Raw genomic sequence first — 23455 nt, 5'->3', positions numbered from 1 at the left:
GGCGCTGTCAGTACTCACGGTGTGTCCCCCCACATCCGCTGCGAAAAATACTAAGGTAGACCTGATATTCAGGTTTACCTTAAGGAATTCATGTCGTCAACGGATCGGCCCCAGGCCGCCAACACGATCGCGATGCTGGGTCAGGCGTACAGCCTGCTCGGCTTCAAGATCGTGGACGGCGTCGTGGGCGCGGGCTACCCGCAGAAACCATCGCACTCGGCCGTCTTCGCCCAGATCAAGCGCGAGGGCTCCCGGCTGACGGACCTGGCCAAGGGCGCCAACATGACCCCGCAGTCGATGAGCGAGCTGGTCGCGGAGCTCGTCGAGCTCGGCTACGTCGAACGCAAGCCCGACCCCACCGACGGCCGCGCCAAGCTGATCGTCCTCACCGACCGCGGCAACGCCTGCATCGACGCCGCCCAAACCACCATCCAGGGCCTGGAAGACCACCTCACCGCCATCCTCGGCGACCGCGGCCATCGCCAGCTCCGCACTCTCCTCACCAAGCTCCTCGCCGAGGGGTGACGCCTCAGCGGTAGGTGATTTGGTGTTCGGCCTGGTTTCGGGTGGCGTATTCGGCGGGGGTGAGGCCGATCTGGTCCTTGAACTCGCGGGAGAAGTGGGCCTGGTCGAAGTAGCCGAGGGCGAGGGCCAGGTCGGCCAGCTCGGCGGCCTGGCCGCGGGCCAGCAGGTCGGCGCCGTCGTGCAGGCGGTAGCGGCGCAGTACCCACTTCGGGCCGACGCCGACGTAGCGGCGGAAGAGTCGCTGCAGGGTGCGGATCGGCAGGTCGAACCGCTCGGTGAGCTGGTCCACCCGGGTGATCGTGCGGTCCTCGGCCATGGCCGCGATGATGGCCCGGACCAGCTCGTACTGCGCGTCCGCCGCCACTAGGTGGTCCTTCAGGAACGCCTCGAACACCGCCCGGCGGCGGACGTCGTCCTCCTCGGCGAAAACCAGGTCGGCCAGCCGGTCGGCGTCGTCGAACACGTCCCGGAGCGGTAGCACCTGGTCGCGGAAGGAGCCGACGTCGAGCCCGGTCACCGCGCCGAACCCGCCGGCCCAGAACTTCACCCCGAAGACCCGGCCACGCCCGGTCAGCTCCCGCTCGAACTTGGCCGTGCAGACGCCGTTCACGAAGGCGCCACCCGGCTGCTCGAACGTCACGTTGACGCTCGGGTAGGGGAGCACCTCGGCGACGTACGGCTCCTGCAGGTCCCACTCGACGATCCAATACCACTCCACGAACCGGCTGATGCCGGGTCCGGGTAGGAGTCGGCTCAGGGTGCGGTGCCGGGCCTGCTCGCGCGGATGCAGGATGCCCCGGTCACTCTCGAACGGCTGGCTGGGCACGATCCAAACCTACGACAGCCCGCCGACAGAAGCGGTCCTGTCGCGTTCTTACAAGACCCACCCGCCGCGGCCGGCGAAGGATGCGGGGTATGACGAACACGGTGAACCCCATCCCGCCCGGCTACCACTCGCTCACGCCGTACCTCGCGGTCTCCGACGGCCCGAAGGCGATCGAGTTCTACCGGCAGGTGTTCGGGGCCGAGGTGATCAGCAGGCAGGACATGCCCGACGGCCGGCTCGGCCAGGCGGAGCTGAGGTTCGGTGACTCGATGCTGCAGCTCAGCAACGAAATGCCGCAGATCGGGCTGAAGGCGCCGAACGGCGAGTGGGTGCACTCGTCGCTGGTGCACTACGTGCCGGACGTGGACGCGACGTTCGCCCGGGCGATCGAGGCCGGGGCGCGACAGGTGGAGCCGGTCCAGACGTTCATGACCGGCGACCGGTACGGCACGGTGATCGATCCGTTCGGGCATCGCTGGGCGATCCTGACGAAGGTGGAGGACGTCTCGCCGGAGGAGGCGGACCGTCGGGTGAAGGAATGGCTGGCGTCGAACCCGGAGGGCCTGGACGCCTGATAGAAGCTGCAGACAACCAGGCGGGCACCGAGCCCGGGCGCGGTGATCATGCGCGCTTGTGAAAGCGGCGAGAACCCTTGCGGGTAAGGAGTTCGGGGCGATCGGTCAGCCCGGGACAACGAGGAAGCGGCCCGCCGGAACCGTCCCCTGCGGCAGTTTCGGCGGGCCGCTGACTAAGAGTGTGCACGCGATCACGGAAAATGGCAACCCGTCGTCGATGATTGCCGCACACGGTGTCACGTGTTGCGCACGCGGACGGTCTTTGGCGTGGTAACGCGCAGTTCCGCTAGGCTTTGGTCGCAAGAGCCTGGACGCGGTGCCGAGATGAAGTTTCGGTGAACGTGTCCGGGCTTCACCGTTTCCAGCGTCCGGCTGCGCGCAGGCTTTGGAGCCGTCGGAGCCGACGCGTGAAGAGGAGGGCTGAGATGCCCGCAATCGTGCTCGTCGGCGCCCAGTGGGGCGATGAGGGCAAAGGCAAAGCGACCGATCTGCTCGGGAACACCGGGGCCGAGATCGACTACGTGGTGAAGTTCAACGGCGGCAACAACGCCGGCCACACGGTCGTGATCGGCGACGAGAAGTACGCGCTGCACCTGCTGCCGAGCGGAATCCTGACCCCGGGCGTGACTCCGGTGATCGGCAACGGGGTGGTGGTCGACCTCAGCGTGCTGTTCGAGGAGCTCGACGCGCTGCAGGCCCGTGGCGTCGACACGTCCCGGCTGGTGGTGAGCGCCAGCGCTCACCTGATCCCGCCGTACAACCGGACGCTGGACAAGGTGGCCGAGCGGTTCCTCGGCAGCCGCAAGATCGGTACCACCGGGCGCGGCATCGGCCCGACGTACGCGGACAAGATGAACCGGATCGGCATCCGGGTCCAGGACCTGTACGACGAGAAGATCCTCGAGCAGAAGGTCACCGGCGCGCTGGAGCAGAAGAACCAGCTGCTGGTGAAGGTTTACAACCGGCGCGCGGTCGAGATCGGCGAGGTGATGGACGAGCTGCTCGCGTACGCCGATCGCCTCAAGCCGATGGTCGCCGACACCCCGCTGCTGCTGGGCCGGGCCCTCGACGCGGGCAAGACCGTACTGATGGAGGCCGGCCAGGCGACGCTGCTGGACGTCGACCACGGCACCTATCCCTTCGTCACCTCCTCCAACGCGATCTCGGCAGGCGCCTGCACCGGGTCCGGCATCCCGCCGACCCGGATCGACCGGGTGATGGCCGTGATCAAGGCCTACACCACCCGCGTCGGCGAGGGCCCGTTCCCGACCGAGCTGCTGGACGCCGACGGTGAGTGGCTGCGGCAGCAGGGCTTCGAGTTCGGTACGACGACCGGCCGCCCGCGCCGCTGCGGCTGGTACGACGCGGTGATCGCCCGGTACGCCGCCCGGGTGAACGGTGTCACCGACTTCGTGCTGACCAAGCTGGACACCCTGACCGGGCGCGAGAAGATCCCGGTCTGCGTGGCGTACGAGGTCAACGGGGTGCGGCACGACGAGATGCCGATGACGCAGACCGACTTCCACCACGCGACTCCGGTCTACGAGGATTACGAGGGCTGGGACGAGGACATCACCGGCGCCCGGAGCTTCGAGGACCTGCCGAAGAACGCGCAGACCTACGTGAAGGCGGTCGAGGCGATGAGCGGCGCGCCGATCTCCGCCGTCGGCGTCGGTCCCGAGCGTTCGCAGATCGTCATCCTCGACAACCGCATCTGAGGCCGAGCAGAACCACCCGGGCCACCACGGCCCGGGTGGTTCTGTCGTTCTAGCGGCCGAGGAAGGGAAGGTCCCGGATCACCGGATACTCGCGGATGTCGCCGAACCCCGGGCGGTTGGGCAGGTCCGGTGCGTGGATCGGAGCGCGGGCCCAGTCGGAGCCGCCGCCGGTAGCGGCGCTGGTGAAGGCCGCGGTCGCGGCGGCCACCAGGAGGGCGGCGACGATCAGGCTCAGCCAGGCCGGCCCGATGAGGTTGCGGAGGGTGATCTTGGAGCCGCGCCGTAGCGACGTGCCGCCCGGCCCGACCCAGGCGCAGAGGAGCCCGGCGATGCCTCCGGTCGCGAAGCCCACGGCGGACAACGGCTGCCAGTCCAGCCCGTGCGTGTTCGCCGCGCTGGCCGTGAACATCCCGCCGACCACGAAGCCCACGATGACCGGCAGGATCAGGCAGAACAGCGTGATCAAGGTCGCCGCGATCAGGTGGACCGGGCTCGCGGCGGCAGCCACCAGCCCGTCCGACTTGCCGCGTCCGCCACGAACCTGCCGACGTCGCATCAACGCAGTACTGCCGCGATCGACAGTCCGGGCGAGCACGATCAACAGGGCAGTGACCAGGAACCCGAAGCCCGGAACGAGCGCCATCAGCCCGGCCAGAGCCAGCATCAGCGCCACCAGCAGCACCGAGCGAGCGGCCTGCTGCTCAGGCCGCACGACTCCGTCCGCACCCTGCGGCCGCTTCGCCACCGTGCCTTGCTGTGGTGGCTGATTGTTGTACGGGCCTTGAGGCTGCGGCGGCCGGTACTGCGGCTGCGGCTCCGGCCGATAGGGCTGCTGGTAGTTCTGCGGATAGGAAGCCTGGTACGGCGCTAGGCCCTGGCCCGGGTAGTTCGTCGGCTGCAGGGGCGGCGCCGCGTACCCGGCGAAGTTCGGCGCGGTACCAGGGCCGGCAAACGTAGGACCAGCGGCAGGAGCACCTTGGTACGGCAGGGGCAGAGCCGCCGGCGCCGCAGAGGTGGGATTCGGGCTGTACGTCGCCGGGTGGCTCGGCACGACGGCGCTCTTCGCCTTCTGCTGAGCTGCCACGTCGCGCAGCTTGTCCCGTAGCGGCGTGAACGCGGACAGCGGCGGGATCACCGGCGGCACCAACTGCGCCACCTCCGCCGGGTCGTGCCGGTTCGGCGCGGCGGCGGCCGACTCTTCCGGCATCACCCGGGTCATCACCGAGGTCGGCGGGTTGATGACCACCGTCTCGGGCGACTTGGCGACCTCCTCGGTGGAGGTGTGCGGGTTCGGGATCAGGGCCTCCCGGCCCTCGGCGTACCGGTTGAGGCCGGCCATGATCTCGACCTGGTTCGGGCGGTCGCGGCGGTCGGGTGAGAGTGCCGCGGCGAGCAGTGGCTTCAGGCGGGGGTCGAGGCCTTCCAAGTCGGCCTCGCCGCTGCGCACCCGGTGTAGCACGATCTCGAAGGGTCCCTTGCCGAACGGACGCCGCCCGGTGGACGCGTAGGCCACAGTGGCTGCCCAGCCCCACCAGTCGGCGGACTCGGACACCATCTCGCCCTCGATCAGCTCCGGCGCGAGGTAGCCCGGCGTACCGATCACGAGGCCGGTCTGGGTCAGTCGGAGGTCATCGGCGGCCTGGGCGATGCCGAAGTCGATCATCACCGGCTTGCCGTTGAACATCATCACGTTGCCCGGCTTGAGGTCCCGGTGGATCACACCGGCCTGGTGGATCGCCTGCAGGGACTCGGCGAGGCAGCCGGCCAGCGGCAGCCAGCGCTGCGGGGTCAGCGGCCCGCGCTCGTCCACCTGCTCGTCCAGCGGCCGGCCCGGGACGAAGCGCGTCACCAGGTACGGCCGGTCGCCCTCGAGGTCATGGTCGAGAAGGGCTGCCACCCCTGGGTGATTCACCTTCTGCAGCGTGGTCGCCTCGCGCTGCAGGCGGGCGCGCGCGGTGGGGTCATGGGCCACGTGCGGCCGCAGTACCTTGAGCGCGACCTCTTTGTGCTGCGGGCCCTCAGCCAGGTAGACGACGCCCATGCCGCCTTGCCCGAGCCGCCTGATCAAGCGGTACGGCCCCACCCGTTCCTCCGCCTCGACAGGCGTCGCAGGTTGTCCCCCTGTTGCTGACATGCCATCTACGGTACGTCGGCAGCAGTGCACCGGCGGGCTCCGTGACCGAACGCGTCCGCATGACCTCGGACGTAATCGCCGGGCCGCACTATCACCGGCAGCCTTGTCGCAACGACATCGACAACGACAACGACAGGGACCAAGGAGCCAGACCATGACCCACTACGCGATCGCCAACCTTCGCAACGTCCGGGTGGGCGCCGAGATCGTGACGTACCTGCAGCGGATCGACGCCACGCTGGAGCCGTTCGACGGGCACTTCATCGTGCACGGCGGCGTCCCGGAGAATGTGGAGGGTGTCTGGGAGGGCTCGCTCATCGTGATCGAGTTCCCGAGCTACGGGCACGCTCGGGGCTGGTACGACTCGCCGGAGTACCGGAAGATCCTGCCGCTGCGCACGGACAACGCCGACGGCGTCACGATGCTCCTGGAAGGCGTCGACCGCTCCCACCAGGCAACCGACGTCCTCACCGAGATCCTCACCTGACACAACTGGGCGCGGCCGGTGCCTCGGGGCGGTGGGCGCCGGCCGCCATGGCGGACCTCCGGAGGGCGGGTGTCTCCACCATGGGTAGCGAACCGATCACCCATCGTGCGAGCTTTCTGCGCCCAGCGGTCCGATTCCTGCGCCCAGTGGTCGCCTGCCCTGTCAGCGGCGGCGGAGGAGCAGACCGCGGCTGCCCGGTTTGCGAAGGTAGACGCGGCCTCCGACGACCGGCTCGAACCGCGGCATGACGAGGTCGAGTTCCTCCTCGACCGACCAGCCCGGCGGCCACGTCCGCTCGGCGAGCTCGGCCGGATCCATCGACACGAACACCCGGTCCGTGGGGAACCGGTCGAGCAGGCCGAGGTCCTGGCCGTAGTACAGCAACTCGATCAGCAGGTACGCCGAGCCCGTCAGGCGCCGGGTGGTCGTGAGTTCTTCGAAGCTGTGCGGGTGGACCCGGATGTCGCCGTCGCCCTCGACCGCTTCGCGAAGGCGGGAGAGGAAGGTGGGGTTCGGCTCGGTCGCGTCCACGGAGTACCCGTCCTGCAGCAGGCGGCTGGTCAACGCGCCCTCGTAAGCGCCTACCTCGATCACCCGGCCCGCCGCGGGATCGAGGTGACTCCGCACCCACGCCGCGGTCGCGTCCAGCCGTTCGTTCTCGTACTGCGAGGTGATGGAGTCCCAGGGCTCCTCGGCATCGCTCGCGGTCAGCGCGAACAACCGGGCGCGTTCCTCCGGGTCGGACACGAAGAACCGCTCGACCGAGGAGACCCGCTGGGAGTTGTCGTTCTCGAGCAGCTCCGGGCTGTGGGAGTTGACGAAGTCGAGCTTGGCGTCGATCAACGGCTGATCGTGTCGTTCGTCGAGATCGGTGATCCACTCGAACGAGCGGGTATCGCCGACGGCGTGCTTCACCGGCGCCCGGACCAGCCCGGCCAGGTCGAGTCCCCAGCGGCCGCGGCGTTCCCGCGGATCGGCGGGCGAGTGTGTCCAGACGGTCGCCGCGACGTCACCGGTCTCCAGGGCGATCGCATCCGCGACTGCGCCTGTCGGCCACGGCTTGTCACCCGCGCCGGTCGTCGCCAGGAGTTCGGCCAGTGGAGCCAGGCGGCCGGCGAGCGGGACTGCGGCGGGGAGCTTCAGGTAGGCGCCGCGGTCGGCGATGACCAGGTGCACCTCACGGCCCTGGCGTGGATCGAGGACTGACAGGAAATCGGTTACGACATCTTCCGGACGGAGCACTGCGACGACATCGATCATCCGCTCAATCTTATGCAAACTCTCTACGAAAAGCTGTCCGACGCGTGTCGGGAACCCGCACGGCAGAGGTCCGGCCGGTGACTCGCTCAGCCTCGCGGGACGGGCTGCGCCCACGTGTCGCATAGGTTCAACAGGTGACGAGGTGGGGATGGCCGGGCGTGCTCGCGGTCCTCGTGATGAAGAAGGTAGCCGTCGCGCGCGGTTCGTTCTATCTGGCAACGGATCCAGGACCCGCCAGGATCCGGCTCGGCAAAGGCGAGTCGGCCCTGGCGGCGGTGTCCTGGAGCAACACCGTGGAGGTGTACGGCGGCGCGGTCGCCGGCACCTACCTGTCCGTTGCCCGAGGCAAGGGAGCTGCCCCGGTCGTCCGGCCGGTGGTCACCGATATCGGGACCACCGGCAAGGTCGAACTGACCGCCTGGTTGCTGAAGTTCGCGAACTGACTCCTCAGCCCTTGAGCTGCGGGTAGAAGTTGTTCAGGTCGTCCGGCAGCCCGGCCTTGACCTGCCTCGAGGTCTCGTCGGCGAGCACCTCGAAAGCGCCGGTCTCGATCCCGTCCAGGGCCGCCCTGGCGATGTCGGCGGGGTTCTCCTTCGGCGCGGTGACGGCTGTGGTCATGTCGGTGTCAACGTAGCCCATGTGGAGTCCGGTGACGCTGATGCCGCGGTCGAGCAGTTCCAGCCGGATCCCGTTGGTCTGGGACCAGAACGCGGCCTTGGTGGCGGAGTACGCGCCGTGGGCGGACAGCCAGGACAACGCCGAGTGGGCGTTCAGGATGTGGCCGCCGCCGTTGGCCTCGATCACCGGGACGAAGCGACGGGTCAGGTTCAGCGGGCCGAAGAAGTTCACCTCGAAGACGGTCCGGATGTCTGCGAAGTCGACGTCGAGATAGGTGTCCGGCGAACTGCCGCCGGCGTTGTTGATCAGCACGGTCACGTCGGGCGCCGCGGCGACCAGGGCGTCGATCGACGCCTCGTCGGTGACCTCCAGGGGAAGGCTCACCACCCGGTCGTCCGTGCTCGGCTGCGGGGCGCGGGCGGTCGCGTAGACCTTCTTCACGCCGCGGGTGAGCAGGTCGTCGACGATCGCCTTGCCGATGCCGCGGTTGCCGCCGGTGACGAGCACGGTCGCGCCTTCGAGTGTGGTCATGAATGAACTCCAGAGAGATGGGAGGTGCGGAAGGAAACCGTTCTGTTTCCAGAGCCTAAACCGATCTGTTTCCTCCCGCAAGTCGAGCCGGTACGCTCGATCCCATGACGACCCAGGCGACACCCCGCGAGCGGCTGCTGGACGCGGCGGGCGAACTCATCTACCGCGACGGCGTGCACATCGGCGTGGACGCGCTCTGCAAGGCGGCAGGGGTCTCGAAGAAGTCGATGTACCAGCTGTTCCGGTCCAAGGATGAGCTGATCGCCGAGAGCCTGGCCAGCCACGGCCCGTCGTACCAGCGGGTGCTGGAGCCAGGTCCGGAGGACGGGAACACGCCGCGGGAGCGGATCCTGGCCGTCTTCGAGCGGCAGGACACGGCGCTGACCGATGGGGGCTTCCGCGGCTGCCCGTTCGTGAGCACCGCGGTCGAGCTGAAGAACCCCGAGCACCCGGGCAGCGTGGTCGCGCGGCACTTCAAGCAGCGGCTGACGGACTTCTTCGAGTCCGAGCTGGTGGCTGCCGGCGCCGAGGATCCGCAACTGCTCGCCGTGCAGCTGACGATGGTGTTCGACGGCGCGAGCGCCCGGGCCGTCGTACGGGCCCAGGCGCTCGGGGGCGTCGGTGTCACGTTGGCGGCGTCCGTGCTGGACTCCGCCGGAATCAAGGCGGCGGCGTTAGCCGGCCAGACCCGCTAGTACGACGCCAAGAAACGCCGGCGCGGCAATCCATCGCCAGGCCCTCTGCCGGGTTCTGCGACACCCGGCGCCCGAGCTGACCCTCGGTCGAGACCTGCGGCCGAAGAGCCCTGCCCGGGCCGGGGCTGACCGTCTGACGCGGCGAGCCCCGGTTCCGCAGTACTAGATCTGGGGCTCACCGCGTTTCCAGTAGCCCTGGAAGGAGATGGCGGGCTTGGGGAGACCGACGGTGTTGACCAGGTGGCGGCGGACCTGCTTGATCATGCCGGACTCGCCGGCCACCCAGGCGTAGTCGACGTCGAAGGGCAGGGCCGCCGATTTCAGGGCCTCCAGCAACGAACCAGGACCGTCGGCGGAGCCGCCGGTGTGCGCGATCCAGGTGATGTCCGCGTGTCCGGGCGTCGGCAGTCGGCGGATGTCGGCGATGTCCGGTACCTCGACGAAGACCGTCGCCTGTACGGCGGGCGGCAGCTCCTCCAGGATCCCCGCGAGGGCAGGCAAGGCGGTCTCGTCGGCAACCAGGACCCGGCTGACACTGGTTGCCGGAGGCACGTAGTCCACCCCGGACTGCAGCAGACCCTTGGTGCTGGTGGTGTCCACCGCGAACGGCAGGATCAGCCCGATCTCGTCACCGGGAGCCGCCTCGCTCACCCATGCTGAGGCGGGTCCGTTCACCCCGTGCAGGACGAACTCGATGTCGAGCTCGGCCACCTCGAGCCGGAGCGCGCGCACCGTGTACGTCCGCATGATGAAGCGTTCCTCGACCGGCATCGCGCACCACTCGGCGTACCACTCGGGGCCGGTCGGCAGCCGCAGTTCGCCGCCGTCGGGCGGGGAGAGCAGGACCTTGATCCGCTGGTCCGGGCCGGCGGTCACCGCCTCCGCGATCCGGGGCGCCACGAAGGTCACCCGGCGCAGGTGCGGGCTGAGGTCGTCGATCGCGGCCACGGTGGCGAGCACCGAGTCGAACGCGATCGGCCGCTCGAGCACTGTCGTCATGCCGTCTCTCCGTCAGGGGTATTCTGCAAAAGTCGTGACATAGCGGGGGTTCAGGTGCGACCCGGAGGGCGAGCGGGTTATGGTGAAGCACCTAGAGGTTAGCCTTACCTAAGAGGATCCCAAAGTCCAATGCCACCGCTGCCCGCCCAGCGGACCGCCGCCGCGCCGCGACCCGGACCCGCTGTCGCCGACGCTCCCCGACGTCGTCCGCGTACCCGTCGCGCAACCCTGATCCTCGGGTTGCTCGGCTGCGTCGCCCTGCTGCTCGTGGTGTCCCTGCTCAGCATCGCCGTCGGCTCGAAGCAGATCCCGTTGTCGACCGTGATCGATGCCCTCCGCCACTACAACTCGGCGAACACGGACCACGTGATCATCCACTCGCTGCGCATCCCCCGGACGGTGATCGGCCTGCTCGTCGGCGCCGCCCTCGGCCTGGCCGGCGCGCTGATGCAGGGCGTCACCCGCAACCCGCTGGCCGATCCCGGCATCCTCGGAGTCAACGCCGGCGCCGCGCTCTTCGTCGTCGTGGGCATCTACTGGTTCAGCCTCACCAGCCTGACGTCGTACGTCTGGTTCGCCTTCGCCGGAGCCGCGGCCGCCTCGGTGGTGGTCTACATGCTCGGGTCGCTGGGCCGCGAGGGCGCGACACCGGTCAAGCTGGCATTGGCCGGCGCGGCGATGACGGCGATGCTCGGCTCACTCACCACGGGCCTCCTGATCGGCGACGTGAACACGTTCGACCAGTTCCGGTTCTGGGCGGTGGGGTCGCTGGCCGGGCGTGGCTCGGACGTCGCCAGTCAGGTGGCGCCGTTCATCCTGATCGGCATCGTGTTTGCCCTCGTCTCAGGCCGCGTACTGAACGCCATGTCCCTCGGCGACGACGTCGCGCGCTCCCTCGGACAGCGGGTCGGCCTGGCCCGCCTCTTCACCGCGGTGACCGTCGTACTGCTCTGTGGTGCGGCGACCGCCGCCGCCGGACCGATCGCTTTCGTCGGTCTCACCATCCCGCACGTGGCCCGGCTGATCACCGGCCCCGACTACCGCTGGATCCTGCCGTACTCGATGGTGATGGCACCCATCCTCCTGCTCGGCTCCGACGTGATCGGCCGGGTCGTCGCCCAGCCCGGTGAGCTCCAGGTCGGCATCGTCACCGCCGTGATCGGCGCCCCGTTCTTCATCGCCCTGGTACGCCGACGCAAGCTGGCGGACCTTTGATGGCGACTGCGACGGCCGAGCGCGGCCAGGTCATCGCGCGAGCACGGGCCGCCCGGCAGGCGAGGTCGCTCGCAGTCATCGCCGTGCTCGCGGTACTCCTGTTCGTCACCTTCTGCGTCTCGCTCTCGCTCGGCGACTTCAAGATCCCCGTGATCGACGTGGTGAAGACCTTGTTCGGCGCGGGCGACAAGGCGACGGAGTTCATCGTGAACCGGCTCCGGCTGCCGCGAGCCCTGACCGGGATCCTGGTCGGTGTCGCCCTCGGCATGTCCGGCGCGATCTTCCAGAGCGTGGCCCGCAACCCGCTGGCGAGCCCGGACATCATCGGCGTCACGTACGGCGCCAGCGCGTTCGCGGTGTTCGCCATCATCACCCTCGGCCTCACCGGTACGGCGGTGTCGGCACTGGCGATCGCAGGGGCCCTGCTGACCGCGTTCCTCATGTACCTGCTCGCGTGGCGGCAGGGAGTCTCCAGCTACCGGTTGATCCTGGTCGGCATCGGGATCGGGGCGATCGCCACCAGCCTGACGTCCTACCTGCTGACCAAGGCGCGGGTAGAGGTCGCCCAGCAGGCGTTGATTTGGCTGACGGGCAGCCTGAACGGGCGGGACTGGTCGAACGTGCGTTCCCTGGCGATCACGCTCGTCGTGCTCACCCCGGCGATGATCATGCTGGTGAACCGGCTGAGGATCCTCCAGCTCGGCGACGAAACGGCGTACGGGCTCGGCCTGAAGGTCGAGTGGGCGCGGCTGGGGCTGATCGTGGTCGCAGTACTGCTGGCGGCCATCGCGACGGCGGCGGCCGGGCCGATCGCGTTCGTCGCGTTCGTGGCGGCGCCGATCGCGCGCCGGCTGACCCGCTCGCCGGGGCCGGCGCTGATCACCTCCGCGCTGATCGGAGCGCTCGTGGTCGCGCTGTCGGACCTGATCGCGCAGCACGCGCTGGGCGACACCCAGCTGCCGGTCGGCGTGGTCACCGGCGTCGTCGGCGCGCCGTACCTGATGTTCTTGCTGGCCCGGACGAACCGGGTGGGAAGCGGTGGCTGAAATGGAGACCAGGGTGGACCACAGTCTGTCGGCCGAGAACCTTGCCGTCGGCTACGACCAGCGCGAGATCATCCACGACCTGTCGGTGCGGATCCCGACCGGGAAGATCAGCGTCATCGTCGGCGCCAACGCGTGCGGCAAGTCCACGCTGCTGAAGACGCTCGCCCGGTTGCTGAAGCCGAGCAAGGGCACGGTGCTGCTGGACGGCAAGAGCATCCAGTCGATCCCGACCCGAGAGGTCGCCCTGAAGCTCGGTCTGTTGCCTCAGTCACCTACTGCTCCTGAAGGAATCACGGTCGCTGACCTGGTCGGCCGCGGACGGTATCCGCGGCAGGGCTGGATCCGGCAGTGGACCAAGGGCGACGACGAGGCGATCGCCGACGCGATGACGTCCACCGACGTGCTGGAGATCGCGGACCGGCCGATCGACGAGCTGTCCGGTGGCCAGCGGCAACGGGTCTGGATCGCGATGGCGCTCGCGCAGGAGACCGACATCCTGCTGCTCGACGAACCGACCACCTTCCTCGACCTGACGCACCAGTTCGAAGTACTCGATCTGCTGGTCGACCTGAACAAGCGCGACGAGCGGACGATCGTGCTCGTCCTGCACGACCTCAACCAGGCCTGCCGCTTCGGCGACCACCTGATCGCGATGAAGGACGGCGCTATCGTCTGCGAGGGCAACCCCAGCGAGGTCATCACCGAGCAGGTCGTCCAGGACGTCTTCGGCCTAGCGGTGAAGGTCATCCCCGACCCCGTCGCCGGCACCCCCATGGTCGTCCCCATCGGCCGCCACACCACCCGCACAGACCGGGTCACCCCGGACAACCCCGCGGCGGAGAACCCCGCAGCGCGCGCCCTGGCCGCCAGCGCAGCAGCCAACGGGATCTGCCGCCCCGCCGACCGCTGACGCCCCCACCTCAGCCCGGCAACCGGCGTACGGCGTTGAGGCTTTAACCCTCGCCCGGAGTGGCCGGACTGGTGAAAGTCTCAACGCGTTGCTTCAACGATACGATTGAGGCTCATGAGCTTGGATCTGAGCGACGACGATCGCCGCTTCCTGGGCCTCTGGGCTGCAGACTGCGCGGAGCGGGTGTTGCCGCTGTTCGAGGTGAGGGCTCCCGGTGACAGCCGGCCGCGCGAGGCGATCGACGAGCTGCGGGTCTTCGCGCTCGGGGGGAAGCGGACGGCCCGGCTGCGCACTGTTGCCTGGGCGGCTCTCGCGGCCGCACGCGAGGTCGGTGATCCAGTGGCTACTGCTGCCGCTCGCGCCGCGGGTTACGCGGCGGGGATCGCCTACATCCACGCCTTGGCGACGCCACACCAGGTGAACCATGTCCTCGGCCCGGCGCTCTCCCAGGCGCAGGCCCGCGAACTCGCGGCGAGCGACGCCCCAAGGGTCGGTGACGAGGAGATCCGATGGGCGATCGAGCACGCGTCGCCGGCGGTTCGCGAGGTCGTACGACGGCTGCCGGTCGGCAACCACCCTGGTCACAGTCGGCGGAGCGTGCTCCTTCAGCAGCTTGAGACAGGCCTTCGCGGCTAGTTCGCAGTACGCCTTGCCTGGAAGACGATCAGGCCTGATAGGAGTGCCCCGAGGGTGCCTAGGGTGAGGTCTCCGAGGGTGTCGGTGTAGGCGGTTTGGAATTCGGAGGAGTGGCGGACGAAGGCGACGTATTCGCCGAGTTCCCAGACCACCGCGGCGGTGGCGCCGAAGCCCAGGGCAACGAAGGCGGTCAGGCCGCGGCTGAGGGTGCGTGGGGCGAATGCGGTCAGCACACCGGCGGTGAGCAGGGCCCACAGGATGAAGTGCATCGCGTCGTCCCACCAGTCGATCGTGTCGAACAGGTTGAGGCGGTTGCCGAGTAGATCGATCAGCCAGGGCAGCGTCATCAGCAGGTCCGCGTGCCACGGGAAAGTCTTGTGCAGCTTGCTCTTCGCGCGGCCGTAGGCGAACCACCACAGCGGCAGCACCATTGCGCCCAGCGGGTAGACGATCAGCCGGGCGGTCGAGGCCTTGCCCTTGATGCCGCTGAGGTCCGGCCAGATGAGGGCCGTGAGCAACAACAGGAGGAGTGCGCCCTTGGCGGCGACAGCGGCGTACTTCGTCCAGCCGGTCTGGCGCGTTGCCGGGACACTCGTGGCAACCATCGTCGTCATGCCTCCCGAGTCAACCCGCCGGGGCGGCAGCACGCATGAGTACAACTACGTGAAAGGCCCCCTGATCCGTCAGTGTGACGGATCAGGGGGCCCGTGTCCCGCAAGTTACACCGAGTGGTTGGAGGGTCAGCTGACGCTGATCAGGTCGACCACGAAGATCAGGGTCTCGCCGGGCTTGATCGAGCCGCCCGCGCCGCGGTCGCCGTACGCCAGCTGCGGCGGGATGACGAGCCTGCGCCGGCCGCCCACCTTCATGCCCTGGACGCCGGTGTCCCAGCCCTGGATGACCTGACCGACGCCGAGCTGGAAGGCCAGCGGCGCGCCGCGGTTGTAGGAGGCGTCGAACTCCTCGCCGGTGGAGTGGGCCACGCCTACGTAGTGCACGTTCACCCGGGAGCCGGCCTTGGCCTCGGCGCCGTCGCCCTCGGTGATGTCGGTGATCTCCAGATCCGCCGGCGGCGGGCCGTCCGGAGGATCGATCTCAGGCTTCTCAGTCATGTCACCAGCTAACCAGATGGAGTGGACTGGACCGGCTCCCGGGGCGTCACCGGCCGGCCAGCACCTCACGCAGCTTGGCGGCGAACTCGGTCGGCTTGCCGGGCTGGCCGTACTCGTCGCCGAGGAACCCGCCGTGGTTGCCCGGGAACACCACCGGGGTGAGCTCGAGCCGCTCAGCAACCGCCTTCCCGCCGCGGCCGGCGAGCTGGTTGCCAGACTCCTCGCCGACCCCGAGGACGATCTTGTCGCTCACCTTGGTGAGCGCGTCGAAGTCGGGCTGGTACGACGTACAGCCGCGGATGTTCTGTCCGATCAACGCGTCGTCGCGTGAGCCGTCATCCTGGGTCGGCAGCCCGAACATCGCCGGGTCGGGTGCCGGCTGGTTCCCGTAGTCCGCAGGGATCTCGCCGTCGTAGCTGACGATGGCGATGAACTTCGCCATCCCCGCGCCCATCCCGGCGCGCTGGTAGGTCTGGTAGATGTCGTCGCAGGCGGCCAGGGCCGCCTCGCGGTCCGGGACGATTCCGGCCAGCGGCGGCTCGTGGGCCACGAGCGTCTTGACCAGGTCGGGGCGCTGCGCCATCAGGGCGAGCGCGTTCACGGCGCCGCCGCTGCTGGCGAACAGCTCGACCGGTCCGGCGTCGAGGGCCTCGATCAGGGCCGCCAGGTCCCCGGCGTGGTCGTTCGGCGACAGCTCACCGGTGCCGTCGGTCCGCGTACTGCGCTCGACGCCGCGCGGGTCGTACGTCACGACCGTACGGTCGGCGAAGTGCGACGCCAACGTCGGGAAGCCGCTCGCACCCATCGGTGAACCGATCACCAGCAACACCGGCCGGTCGGCGAGATCACCGCGGACGTCGTAGGTCAGGACGGCCCCAGGGACGTCGAGCGTGCGGCTGACAGGATCCGGCATTTCAGCTCCTCAGGTCGGACTTTTCTGGACCATAGACCGGACGAGGTCCTTCTGGACAGCTTCACTCACCGCCCCCGCCTCGCTACTTTCAGTGCTCATGGGGATGAAACTCGTAGTCCTCAGTGCTGTCGCGCTAGCCGCCTGTATACGCCCGCTGCCGCGACGCCGGCGGAGAACGACGGTCAGTACTCCCTGATGTTCGAGCGATCCGCCGGCCAATACTGGGCAGGTGGCACCCCGGCAGGCCAATGGACCTGGTCCCCGCAGAGCGACACGATCTCCGATATCTCCGCGAGGGCTGGGCCGGTCGTGGCCGGGGGATCTACTGGTACGGCACTGCCTTTATCAATGGCTATGCCTACGTCATCGGCACCCTGTGAAGTGAGCCCGACACGATGATGCCGAAGATGTACCTGCGTTGTTGATCAAAGAGAAAGCGTCCGCGGCGCCGCGGACGCTTCTCGTCTTACTTCTCGACGGCTTGTTCTGCTGATAGCTGCTGGAGAGCGCTTTGCAGCGATGTGTGCAAACATCCAACGCACCGACCCGCTTGGAGGCTCGTTGCCGAGGGCATCAGTCGACACTGCTCAGTCGTCAGCGATCTCGCCACGCACGCGGTGAGGTGGTGAGAGCGGCTTCGGCGAGGCGCCGCCCGAAATCCGTTTGGATTCGGGCCCGAGACGACTGGATCCAGCCGTCCACTGCGCGATGCTCTTGTGCGGAACGCGCTCTCGCTCGCCGGAGAGGAATTCCATGACGGTTGACCTCGGCCAGCGGCCTGGCATTCGTGCACTTCTCTCTGTGAGAATGGTGCGGCCGCACGCGCGACCGCACCATTCTCTGAATTATTCTAATCTCTTCTTTACTTCTTAACCGTCTTGTTGTATTGGTCGATTTGGGGCTTGATGGAGTCGGCTGCGGCCTTCATTGCCTGGGCTGGGTCGGTGCCTAGGACTGCCTTCTCTAGGCCGTCTTCGGAGGCCTTGCGGGATTGGGGCATGACGCCGAGGATGCAGCCGGAGGAGGCGTTGGAGGGCTTGGTGTTGTGGAGTTGGGTGATGGCGGTGGTGAACTGCGGGTACTGCGCCACCCAGGCCCTGTCCTCGGGGAGGTCGAGGGCCTTGGAGTTGATCGGGAAGTAGCCGGTGCCGGTGTGCCAGGCGGCCTGCTGGGCGGGGGATGAGGCGAACTTCACGAACTCCCAGGAGGCGCGCTTCTCAGCGTCGGAGTGGCCCGGGCCGTCGACCCACAGGGAGGCGCCGCCGATGATCGGGCCGCCGGTGTCGGAGGCGGTCAGCTTCGGGAACGGCGCGGTGAGCACGGTGAACTTGCCCTTCGCGGCGTCCAGGTAGCCGCGCAGCGAACCGGTCGACTCCAGGTGCATCGCGGAGGTGCCGGACTTGAACACCGCCTGCGCGTCATCGGTCTTCTTGCCGGTGTTCGGCATGTAGCCGAGCTTGACCATCTGCTGGTACCAGGTGGCCACCTTGACGCCCTGCTCGTCGGCGAAGTTCACCTGGGTGGCGAGGTCCTTGCGGCCGTTTTCGTTGTCGCAGTACGTCGTACCGGACTGGGCGATCAACTGCTCCATGAACCAGCCGTAGATCGCGGCGTTGAAGCCGTACTGGACCGTCTTGCCGCCCTGCTTGATGGTGAGCTTCTTGGCGGCTTCCATGATCTCGTCGAGGTTTGTCGGCGGCTTGTTCGGGTCCAGCCCGGCCTTCACGAACGCTTCCTTGTTGATGTACAGCAGGGGCATCGACGTGTTGAACGGCATCGAGTTGAGCTTGCCGTCGATCGAGTAGTAGTTCGCGATGTTCGGCTCGATCGAGTCCAGCGTGTAGCCGTCCTTGTCGGCGAAGCTCTGCACCGGCACGGTCTGCTTGGAGTCGATCATGAACCGCGAACCGATGTCGTAGATCTGGACCACCGAGGGCGTGTTGCCCTGCTGCACGGAGGTCTTGTACTTCGTGATCGTGTCGTCGTAGTCGCCCTGATAGACGGCGGTGACCTCGATCTTGCCGGTGTGCTCGGCGTTGAACGCCTTCACCAGCTTGTCGACGGCCTCGCCGTTCGCGCCTTTCATGCCGTGCCAGAAGGTCACCTTGGTGACGCCGGTGGCCTTGTCCAGCGCGTCCGCGCCGGGAGCGTCCTGGCCGCCGCTCGCGGTGTCGCCGCTGGAGTCGCCGCCACCGCAGCCGGCGGCGACCAGCGCCACCACCGCCAGCAGGGTCGCCGCGGTCGCCGTACGCCGTTGTCGGACAGATCGCATCGCTGTGCCTCTTTTCATCGAACGCTCACTTACCGGATCGCGCCCGCGGTCAGGCCGCGGACGATGAAGCGCTGGCCGAAGATCACGATGGCCAGGGTGGGAAGGATGGACAGGGTGACGCCGGCCAGGATCAGGCCCGGGTCGGCCGCCTCGACGTCGTTCAGCTGGCTGATGCCGATCTGCAGCGTCCGCCGGTTGGCGTTGTCGCCGATCAGCAGCGGCCAGAAGAACTGGTTCCAGGCGGCCAGGAAGACGTACAGACCGACAGCCATCAGGGCAGGCTTGTTCAGCGGCAGCAGGATCCGCCGGATGAAGCGCCAGTGGCCGCAGCCGTCGATCACGGCCGCGTCCCGTAGTTCGGTCGGGAACTGCAGGAACGACTGCCGCAGCAGGAAGACCCCGAACGCGTTCGCCAGGAACGGCAGCACCAGCGCGATCATCGTGCCCGCGTACGACGTGGTCAGCCGCTGGCCGCCGAGCTCCCACCCGGTGATGGTCAGGTAGTTCGGCAGCACGATCGACTCCCACGGCACCATCAGCGTGGCCAGGAACAACCCGAACAGGAGGGTCCGGCCCCACATCTTCATGAAGACGAACGCGTACGCCGCGAGCACGCTGGTGATCAGCTGGCTGAGCGTGATCACCGAGGTCTGCAGGATCGAGTTCAGGTACTGCCGGCCGATCGCGGTGGTCGAGGTGGCCCCCTCGTAGTTGCCGGTGAACACGCCGTGCGGGAACAGGTCCGGGGGATACGCCGAGATCTGCCCGGGCGACATGATCGAGCCCGCGATCACGTAGTACACCGGGAAGATCACCGCGAGTGCGGCGACCACCAGTACGGCGTACGTGACGAGCCGGCCGACGGTCAGCTTCCTCACTTGTAGTGCACCCGCCTCTCGAGTACGCCGAACTGGATCGCCGTACAGGCGAGCAGGATGACGAGCAGCACGATCGCCTGCGCCGAGGCGGCGCCGAAGTCGCTGGCGTTGTTGGCGAAGGCGGTGTGGTAGATCGAGTACACGAGCGTCTTGGTGGACTGCTCGGGTCCGCCTTCGGGGGTGAGGATCTTGATCTGGCCGAAGCCCTGCAGCGACTGGATGGTCGAGATCACGATCAGGAAGAACAACTGCGGGCCGAGCATCGGCACGGTGATGAACCGGGCCGCCCGCCAGCCGCCGGCGCCGTCCAGGGTGGCCGCCTCGTTGATCTCGGTCGGGATCGCGCCGATCCCGGCCGACAGCACCAGCACGTTGTAGCCGATGCTCATCCACACGGTGGTGATGGAGACGCTGATCAGCGCCCAGTCAGGGTCGGTCAGCCAGCCGATCCGGTCGACGCCGAACCGGCCGAGCAGCCCGTTGGCCAGGCCGATCGCCGGGTTGTAGATGGTCGCGAAGATGACCGACGCACTGGCCACCGAGAACGCGAACGGCAGCGCGAAGGCGGTCCGGAAGATCCGGATCCCCCTGATGTGCTGCTCCAGCAGCAACACGATCGCCAGCCCGCCGAGCACGCCCGGGATCACGGTCAGCAGCACGAACGCGAAGGTGACCCAGAGGACGTGCCGGAACTCCGCGCTGCCCAGCATGTCGCGGTAGTGCTGCAGGCCGACGAACGCGTCCGGGCGGCCGAACAGGTCAGAGCCGTGCAGGGACAGCGAGACGGATTTGCCGAGCGGCCAGACGATGAACAGGGCGAAGATCACCACGCAGGGCAGCAGCATCAGCCAGGAAGCCACTGAGCCGGCGGTCGGCCGCCTGCTAGGGCGGGCCGGTGCAGAGGTGGCGGTTGGCCGGCTGCTGGGGCGGAGCGGGGCGGAAGTCGTAGTCAAGCGAATACCTCCAGTCAAGGCGCAGTCTTACACCGCCCGGGGCTCACGCAGCCCGGCACATGCGTCCGGTGACTGCTCGCGCCTGCGCACCCGCGGACGAGATGCCCTAGGCTCATGCGTCGTGAAGGTTCTAGTCATCGGCTCTGGCGGCCGCGAACATGCACTGGTCTGGGCACTGAGCCAGGACCCTGATGTCGAGCAGGTCGTCGCGGCCCCGGGCAACCCTGGCATCGCGGCGTTGCAACCGGCGTACGACGGACAAACGGTCGTTTGCCGACCGGTGGACATCTCGGACCACAACGCGGTGGTCGCCCTGGCGACCGAGGTCGGCTGCGATCTGGTGGTCGTCGGACCGGAGGCGCCGCTGGTCGCCGGGCTCGCCGATCCGCTCCGCGCGGCGGGGATCGCGGTCTTCGGCCCGTCCGGGGAGGCGGCCCAGATCGAGGGGTCGAAGGCCTTCGCCAAGGACGTGATGGCCGCCGCGAGCGTGCCGACCGGCCGCGCCTACGTCTGTACCACGCCCGAGCAGGCCGCCGAGGCGATCGACGCCTTCGGCCCGCCGTACGTGGTGAAGGACGACGGGCTGGCCGCGGGGAAGGGCGTGGTGGTCACCTCGGATCGCGAGGAGGCCCTCGAGCACGCGGCCGGCTGCGAGCAGGTGCTGATCGAGGAGTTCCTGGACGGCCCGGAGGTCACGCTGTTCGCGATCACCGACGGCGTCACGGTGCTGCCGATGCAGCCCGCGCAGGACTTCAAGCGGCTCGCGGACAACGACGAGGGCCCGAACACCGGCGGGATGGGCGCCTACACACCGTTGCCCTGGGCACCGGAGAAGCTGGTCGAGGAGATCACCGAGAAGGTGCTCCAGCCGACCGTCGACGAGATGCGCCGCCGCGGTACGCCGTTCCGCGGGCTGCTCTACGCCGGCCTGGCGCTGACCTCGCGCGGCGTCCGGGTGATCGAGTTCAACTGCCGCTTCGGCGACCCCGAGACGCAGGCCCTGCTGCCGCTGCTGAAGACGCCGCTCGGCGGACTCCTGTACGCCGCGGCGACGGGCAAGCTGGAGGATCAGGTACCGCTCAACTGGAGCACAGGCGCTTCCGTCGCCGTGGTGGTCGCCGCCAAGAGGTACCCGGCCAACCCCCGCAGCGGTGACGTGATCACCGGCATCGAGCAGGCCGAGGCGGGTGGCGTCCGCGTCTTCCATGCGGGTACTGCGGTCGAGGACGGCGAGCTGGTCACCGCCGGCGGCCGGGTCCTCGCGGTCACTGCGACCGGCAAGGATCTCGACGAGGCCCGCCAGCGTGCGTACGCCGGCGTCGGCCAGATCCTCATCAAGGGCTCGCAGCACCGCACCGACATCGCCCTGAAGGCATCCCGCGGCGAGATCGAACTCGCCCAGTAAGAGTCCACTGAGAACGCCGCGGCCCACAGGGTCGCGGCGTTCTGTCCCGGGGTGGATCACGCAGGCCGGGCCGGTCGGAGTTCATTCCGAGGTGGAGCGTACGGAGCGGCAGGTAGTACTGGGGTGATCGCCGAGGGCTGAGGCGTGCGCCGTGCCCGGCGGCCGTCCAATCGGCGACTATTTCCTGTCCTTCGGTACGCCGAGGGGCGTCACCGAGGATCCGCCCGGTGTTGGCGGACGGAGGAGCTGTGTGGGGAGGTTCTACCCGCCGTACCGGCCAACCCGTGGTACCAGGGACAATGGGGGACGTGTCGACTTCCCGTAAGCCCCGGATCCCGAACGTTCTTGCTGCTCGTTATGCCAGTCCGTCGATGGCCGAGCTGTGGTCGCCGGAGCACAAGATCGTGCTCGAGCGGCAGTTGTGGCTGGCTGTGCTGAGCGCTCAGAAGGACTTCGGGGTCGCCGTGCCGGACGGGGTGCTCGAGGATTACCACCGGGTGATGGACCAGGTCGACCTGGAGTCGATCGCCGCGCGCGAGCGGGTCACCCGGCACGACGTGAAGGCGCGGATCGAGGAGTTCAACGCGCTCGCCGGGCACGAGCACGTGCACAAGGGCATGACGAGCCGGGACCTGACCGAGAACGTCGAGCAGCTGCAGATCCGCGCGAGCCTGGAGCTCGTCCGCGATCGCGCGGTGGCGACCGCGGTACAGCTGGGGCAGAAGGCGGCGGACCACGCGGCGCTGGTGATGACCGGGCGTTCGCACAACGTCGCCGCGCAGGCGACCACGCTGGGCAAGCGGTTCGCGTCGGCCGCCGACGAGTTGCTGGTGGCGATCGCGCGGCTCGAGGAGCTGATCGACCGGTACCCGCTGCGCGGCATCAAGGGTCCGGTCGGTACTTCGCAGGACATGCTCGACCTGTTCGGCGGCGACGAGAAGTTGCTCGCCGGGCTCGAGTCGGAGGTGGCTCAACACCTCGGGTTCCGCCGGACGCTGACCAGCGTCGGCCAGGTCTACCCGCGGTCCCTCGACTACGAGGTGGTCACCGCGCTGGTGCAGCTGGCGGCCGGGCCGTCCAGCCTGGCGACCACGATCCGCCTGATGGCCGGGCACGAGCTGGTCACCGAGGGGTTCAAGGAGGGCCAGGTCGGCTCGTCCGCGATGCCGCACAAGATGAACACCCGGTCCTGCGAGCGAGTGAACGGCCTCGCCGTGATCCTGCGCGGGTACGCCTCGATGACCGGCGAGCTGGCCGGTAACCAGTGGAACGAGGGCGACGTCTTCTGTTCCGTCGTACGGCGGGTCGCGCTGCCGGACGCGTTCTTCGCGCTGGACGGGTTGTTCGAGACGTTCCTGACGGTGCTCGACGAGTTCGGGGTCTACCCGGCCGTGGTGGCGCGTGAGCTGGAGCGGTACCTGCCGTTCCTCACCACCACCAAGGTGCTGATGGCCGCGGTGAAGAACGGCGTCGGCCGGGAGACCGCTCACGAGGTGATCAAGGAGCACGCGGTCGGGACGGCGCTGGACCTGCGCAAGGGCCTGCCGGGCAACGACCTGTTCCGTCGGCTCGGCGAGGACGGCCGGCTCGGCCTGACGGAGGAGCAGATCGTCGGGATCGTCGGCGAGCCGCTGTCGTTCACCGGCGCGGCGCTCGCCCAGGTGAACAGCGTGGTCGCCTCGATCGACCTGCTCGCCAAGCGCTACCCCGAAGCCGCCGCCTACACGCCGGGTGACATCCTCTAGCT

The 23455-nt window shown here is 68.4% G+C and carries 23 protein-coding genes; 12 read left to right on the top strand and 11 right to left on the bottom strand.

Annotation, left to right across the window (positions count from 1 at the left end):
* Positions 1-90 precede the first annotated feature (90 nt).
* A complete protein-coding gene (locus tag EV644_RS28000; protein ID WP_132191943.1) occupies positions 91-525 on the top strand; it encodes a MarR family winged helix-turn-helix transcriptional regulator in 435 nt (144 codons plus the stop codon).
* 4 nt (positions 526-529) lie between these two features.
* Here the strand turns inward: EV644_RS28000 and EV644_RS27995 are convergent, their stop codons facing one another.
* Positions 530-1351, bottom strand: coding sequence for an AraC family transcriptional regulator (locus EV644_RS27995; protein WP_132191942.1), 822 nt, complete (start codon positions 1349-1351; stop codon positions 530-532).
* 89 nt (positions 1352-1440) lie between these two features.
* Between EV644_RS27995 and EV644_RS27990 the strand changes: the two genes are divergently transcribed.
* Together EV644_RS27990 and EV644_RS27985 are read left to right on the top strand one after the other, a co-directional pair.
* Positions 1441-1926, top strand: a complete 486-nt coding sequence (locus EV644_RS27990; protein ID WP_132191941.1) for a VOC family protein — start codon at positions 1441-1443, stop codon at positions 1924-1926.
* Positions 1927-2351: 425 nt separating this feature from the next.
* On the top strand, positions 2352-3644 hold the full coding sequence (locus EV644_RS27985) for an adenylosuccinate synthase (RefSeq protein WP_132191940.1): 1293 nt from the start codon (positions 2352-2354) through the stop codon (positions 3642-3644).
* 49 nt (positions 3645-3693) lie between these two features.
* Here the strand turns inward: EV644_RS27985 and EV644_RS27980 are convergent, their stop codons facing one another.
* A complete protein-coding gene (locus EV644_RS27980; protein WP_132191939.1) occupies positions 3694-5778 on the bottom strand; it encodes a serine/threonine protein kinase in 2085 nt (694 codons plus the stop codon).
* A 154-nt stretch (positions 5779-5932) separates the two neighbouring features.
* On the opposite strand from EV644_RS27980, the gene EV644_RS27975 reads away from it, so the two are divergent.
* Positions 5933-6265, top strand: a complete 333-nt coding sequence (locus tag EV644_RS27975) for a DUF1330 domain-containing protein (protein ID WP_132191938.1) — start codon at positions 5933-5935, stop codon at positions 6263-6265.
* A gap of 162 nt (positions 6266-6427) precedes the next feature.
* Here EV644_RS27975 and EV644_RS27970 read toward each other — a convergent pair whose 3' ends face one another.
* Entirely contained in the window at positions 6428-7525 is a 1098-nt protein-coding gene (locus EV644_RS27970) for an SAM-dependent methyltransferase (protein WP_132191937.1), read from the bottom strand.
* A 134-nt stretch (positions 7526-7659) separates the two neighbouring features.
* Here EV644_RS27970 and EV644_RS27965 point away from each other — a divergent pair, with 134 nt between their 5' ends.
* Entirely contained in the window at positions 7660-7968 is a 309-nt protein-coding gene (locus tag EV644_RS27965; protein ID WP_132191936.1) for a hypothetical protein, read from the top strand.
* A 4-nt stretch (positions 7969-7972) separates the two neighbouring features.
* Here EV644_RS27965 and EV644_RS27960 read toward each other — a convergent pair whose 3' ends face one another.
* Positions 7973-8674 (bottom strand): SDR family oxidoreductase, encoded by a 702-nt coding sequence (locus tag EV644_RS27960; RefSeq protein WP_132191935.1) that lies wholly within the window; start codon positions 8672-8674, stop codon positions 7973-7975.
* Between the two features lie 104 nt (positions 8675-8778).
* On the opposite strand from EV644_RS27960, the gene EV644_RS27955 reads away from it, so the two are divergent.
* Positions 8779-9369 carry a TetR/AcrR family transcriptional regulator gene (locus tag EV644_RS27955; RefSeq protein ID WP_132191934.1) on the top strand — a complete coding sequence of 197 codons (591 nt, stop codon included), beginning with the start codon at positions 8779-8781 and terminating at the stop codon, positions 9367-9369.
* Positions 9370-9531: 162 nt separating this feature from the next.
* On the opposite strand, the gene EV644_RS27950 is transcribed toward EV644_RS27955, so the two are convergent.
* The gene (locus tag EV644_RS27950) at positions 9532-10368 is read right to left on the bottom strand and encodes a siderophore-interacting protein (protein WP_132191933.1); all 837 of its coding nucleotides are present in this window, start codon (positions 10366-10368) and stop codon (positions 9532-9534) included.
* Between the two features lie 129 nt (positions 10369-10497).
* Here EV644_RS27950 and EV644_RS27945 point away from each other — a divergent pair, with 129 nt between their 5' ends.
* The 4 genes from EV644_RS27945 (at position 10498) to EV644_RS27930 (ending at position 14175) form a co-directional block, all read left to right on the top strand.
* Positions 10498-11583: a FecCD family ABC transporter permease gene (locus EV644_RS27945; protein ID WP_132191932.1), complete on the top strand. Its 1086-nt coding sequence runs from the start codon at positions 10498-10500 to the stop codon at positions 11581-11583.
* A complete protein-coding gene (locus tag EV644_RS27940) occupies positions 11583-12629 on the top strand; it encodes a FecCD family ABC transporter permease (RefSeq protein WP_132191931.1) in 1047 nt (348 codons plus the stop codon). The genes EV644_RS27945 and EV644_RS27940 overlap by 1 nt, the downstream gene beginning before the upstream one ends.
* Before the next feature lies 1 nt (position 12630).
* Positions 12631-13539, top strand: a complete 909-nt coding sequence (locus EV644_RS27935) for an ABC transporter ATP-binding protein (protein ID WP_132191930.1) — start codon at positions 12631-12633, stop codon at positions 13537-13539.
* A gap of 114 nt (positions 13540-13653) precedes the next feature.
* Positions 13654-14175 carry a putative immunity protein gene (locus tag EV644_RS27930; RefSeq protein ID WP_241998902.1) on the top strand — a complete coding sequence of 174 codons (522 nt, stop codon included), beginning with the start codon at positions 13654-13656 and terminating at the stop codon, positions 14173-14175.
* Here EV644_RS27930 and EV644_RS27925 read toward each other — a convergent pair.
* The 6 genes from EV644_RS27925 to EV644_RS27895 all read right to left on the bottom strand — a co-directional run bounded on the left by EV644_RS27925 (position 14172) and on the right by EV644_RS27895 (position 20210).
* The gene (locus tag EV644_RS27925) at positions 14172-14789 is read right to left on the bottom strand and encodes a DUF2238 domain-containing protein (RefSeq protein ID WP_132191929.1); all 618 of its coding nucleotides are present in this window, start codon (positions 14787-14789) and stop codon (positions 14172-14174) included. The genes EV644_RS27930 and EV644_RS27925 overlap by 4 nt on opposite strands.
* A 126-nt stretch (positions 14790-14915) precedes the next feature.
* Positions 14916-15287, bottom strand: a complete 372-nt coding sequence (locus tag EV644_RS27920) for an FKBP-type peptidyl-prolyl cis-trans isomerase (RefSeq protein ID WP_132191928.1) — start codon at positions 15285-15287, stop codon at positions 14916-14918.
* Positions 15288-15333: 46 nt separating this feature from the next.
* Positions 15334-16200: an alpha/beta fold hydrolase gene (locus tag EV644_RS27915; RefSeq protein ID WP_132191927.1), complete on the bottom strand. Its 867-nt coding sequence runs from the start codon at positions 16198-16200 to the stop codon at positions 15334-15336.
* A gap of 862 nt (positions 16201-17062) precedes the next feature.
* Complete coding sequence (locus EV644_RS27905; RefSeq protein ID WP_132191926.1) at positions 17063-18472, bottom strand: ABC transporter substrate-binding protein; 1410 nt, start codon at positions 18470-18472, stop codon at positions 17063-17065.
* A gap of 29 nt (positions 18473-18501) precedes the next feature.
* Entirely contained in the window at positions 18502-19350 is an 849-nt protein-coding gene (locus EV644_RS27900; RefSeq protein WP_132191925.1) for a carbohydrate ABC transporter permease, read from the bottom strand.
* Positions 19347-20210, bottom strand: a complete 864-nt coding sequence (locus EV644_RS27895; protein WP_241998901.1) for a carbohydrate ABC transporter permease — start codon at positions 20208-20210, stop codon at positions 19347-19349. The genes EV644_RS27900 and EV644_RS27895 overlap by 4 nt, the downstream gene beginning before the upstream one ends.
* A gap of 214 nt (positions 20211-20424) precedes the next feature.
* Here EV644_RS27895 and purD point away from each other — a divergent pair, with 214 nt between their 5' ends.
* Together purD and purB are read left to right on the top strand one after the other, a co-directional pair.
* The gene (purD, locus tag EV644_RS27890; RefSeq protein WP_132191924.1) at positions 20425-21708 is read left to right on the top strand and encodes a phosphoribosylamine--glycine ligase; all 1284 of its coding nucleotides are present in this window, start codon (positions 20425-20427) and stop codon (positions 21706-21708) included.
* Between the two features lie 299 nt (positions 21709-22007).
* Positions 22008-23453, top strand: a complete 1446-nt coding sequence (gene purB / locus EV644_RS27885) for an adenylosuccinate lyase (RefSeq protein WP_132191923.1) — start codon at positions 22008-22010, stop codon at positions 23451-23453.
* Positions 23454-23455: the final 2 nt, after the last annotated feature.

The organism is Kribbella orskensis (assembly GCF_004342085.1).
Lineage (GTDB): Bacteria > Actinomycetota > Actinomycetes > Propionibacteriales > Kribbellaceae > Kribbella > Kribbella orskensis.
This window is presented reverse-complemented; position numbering and strand designations above follow the sequence as displayed.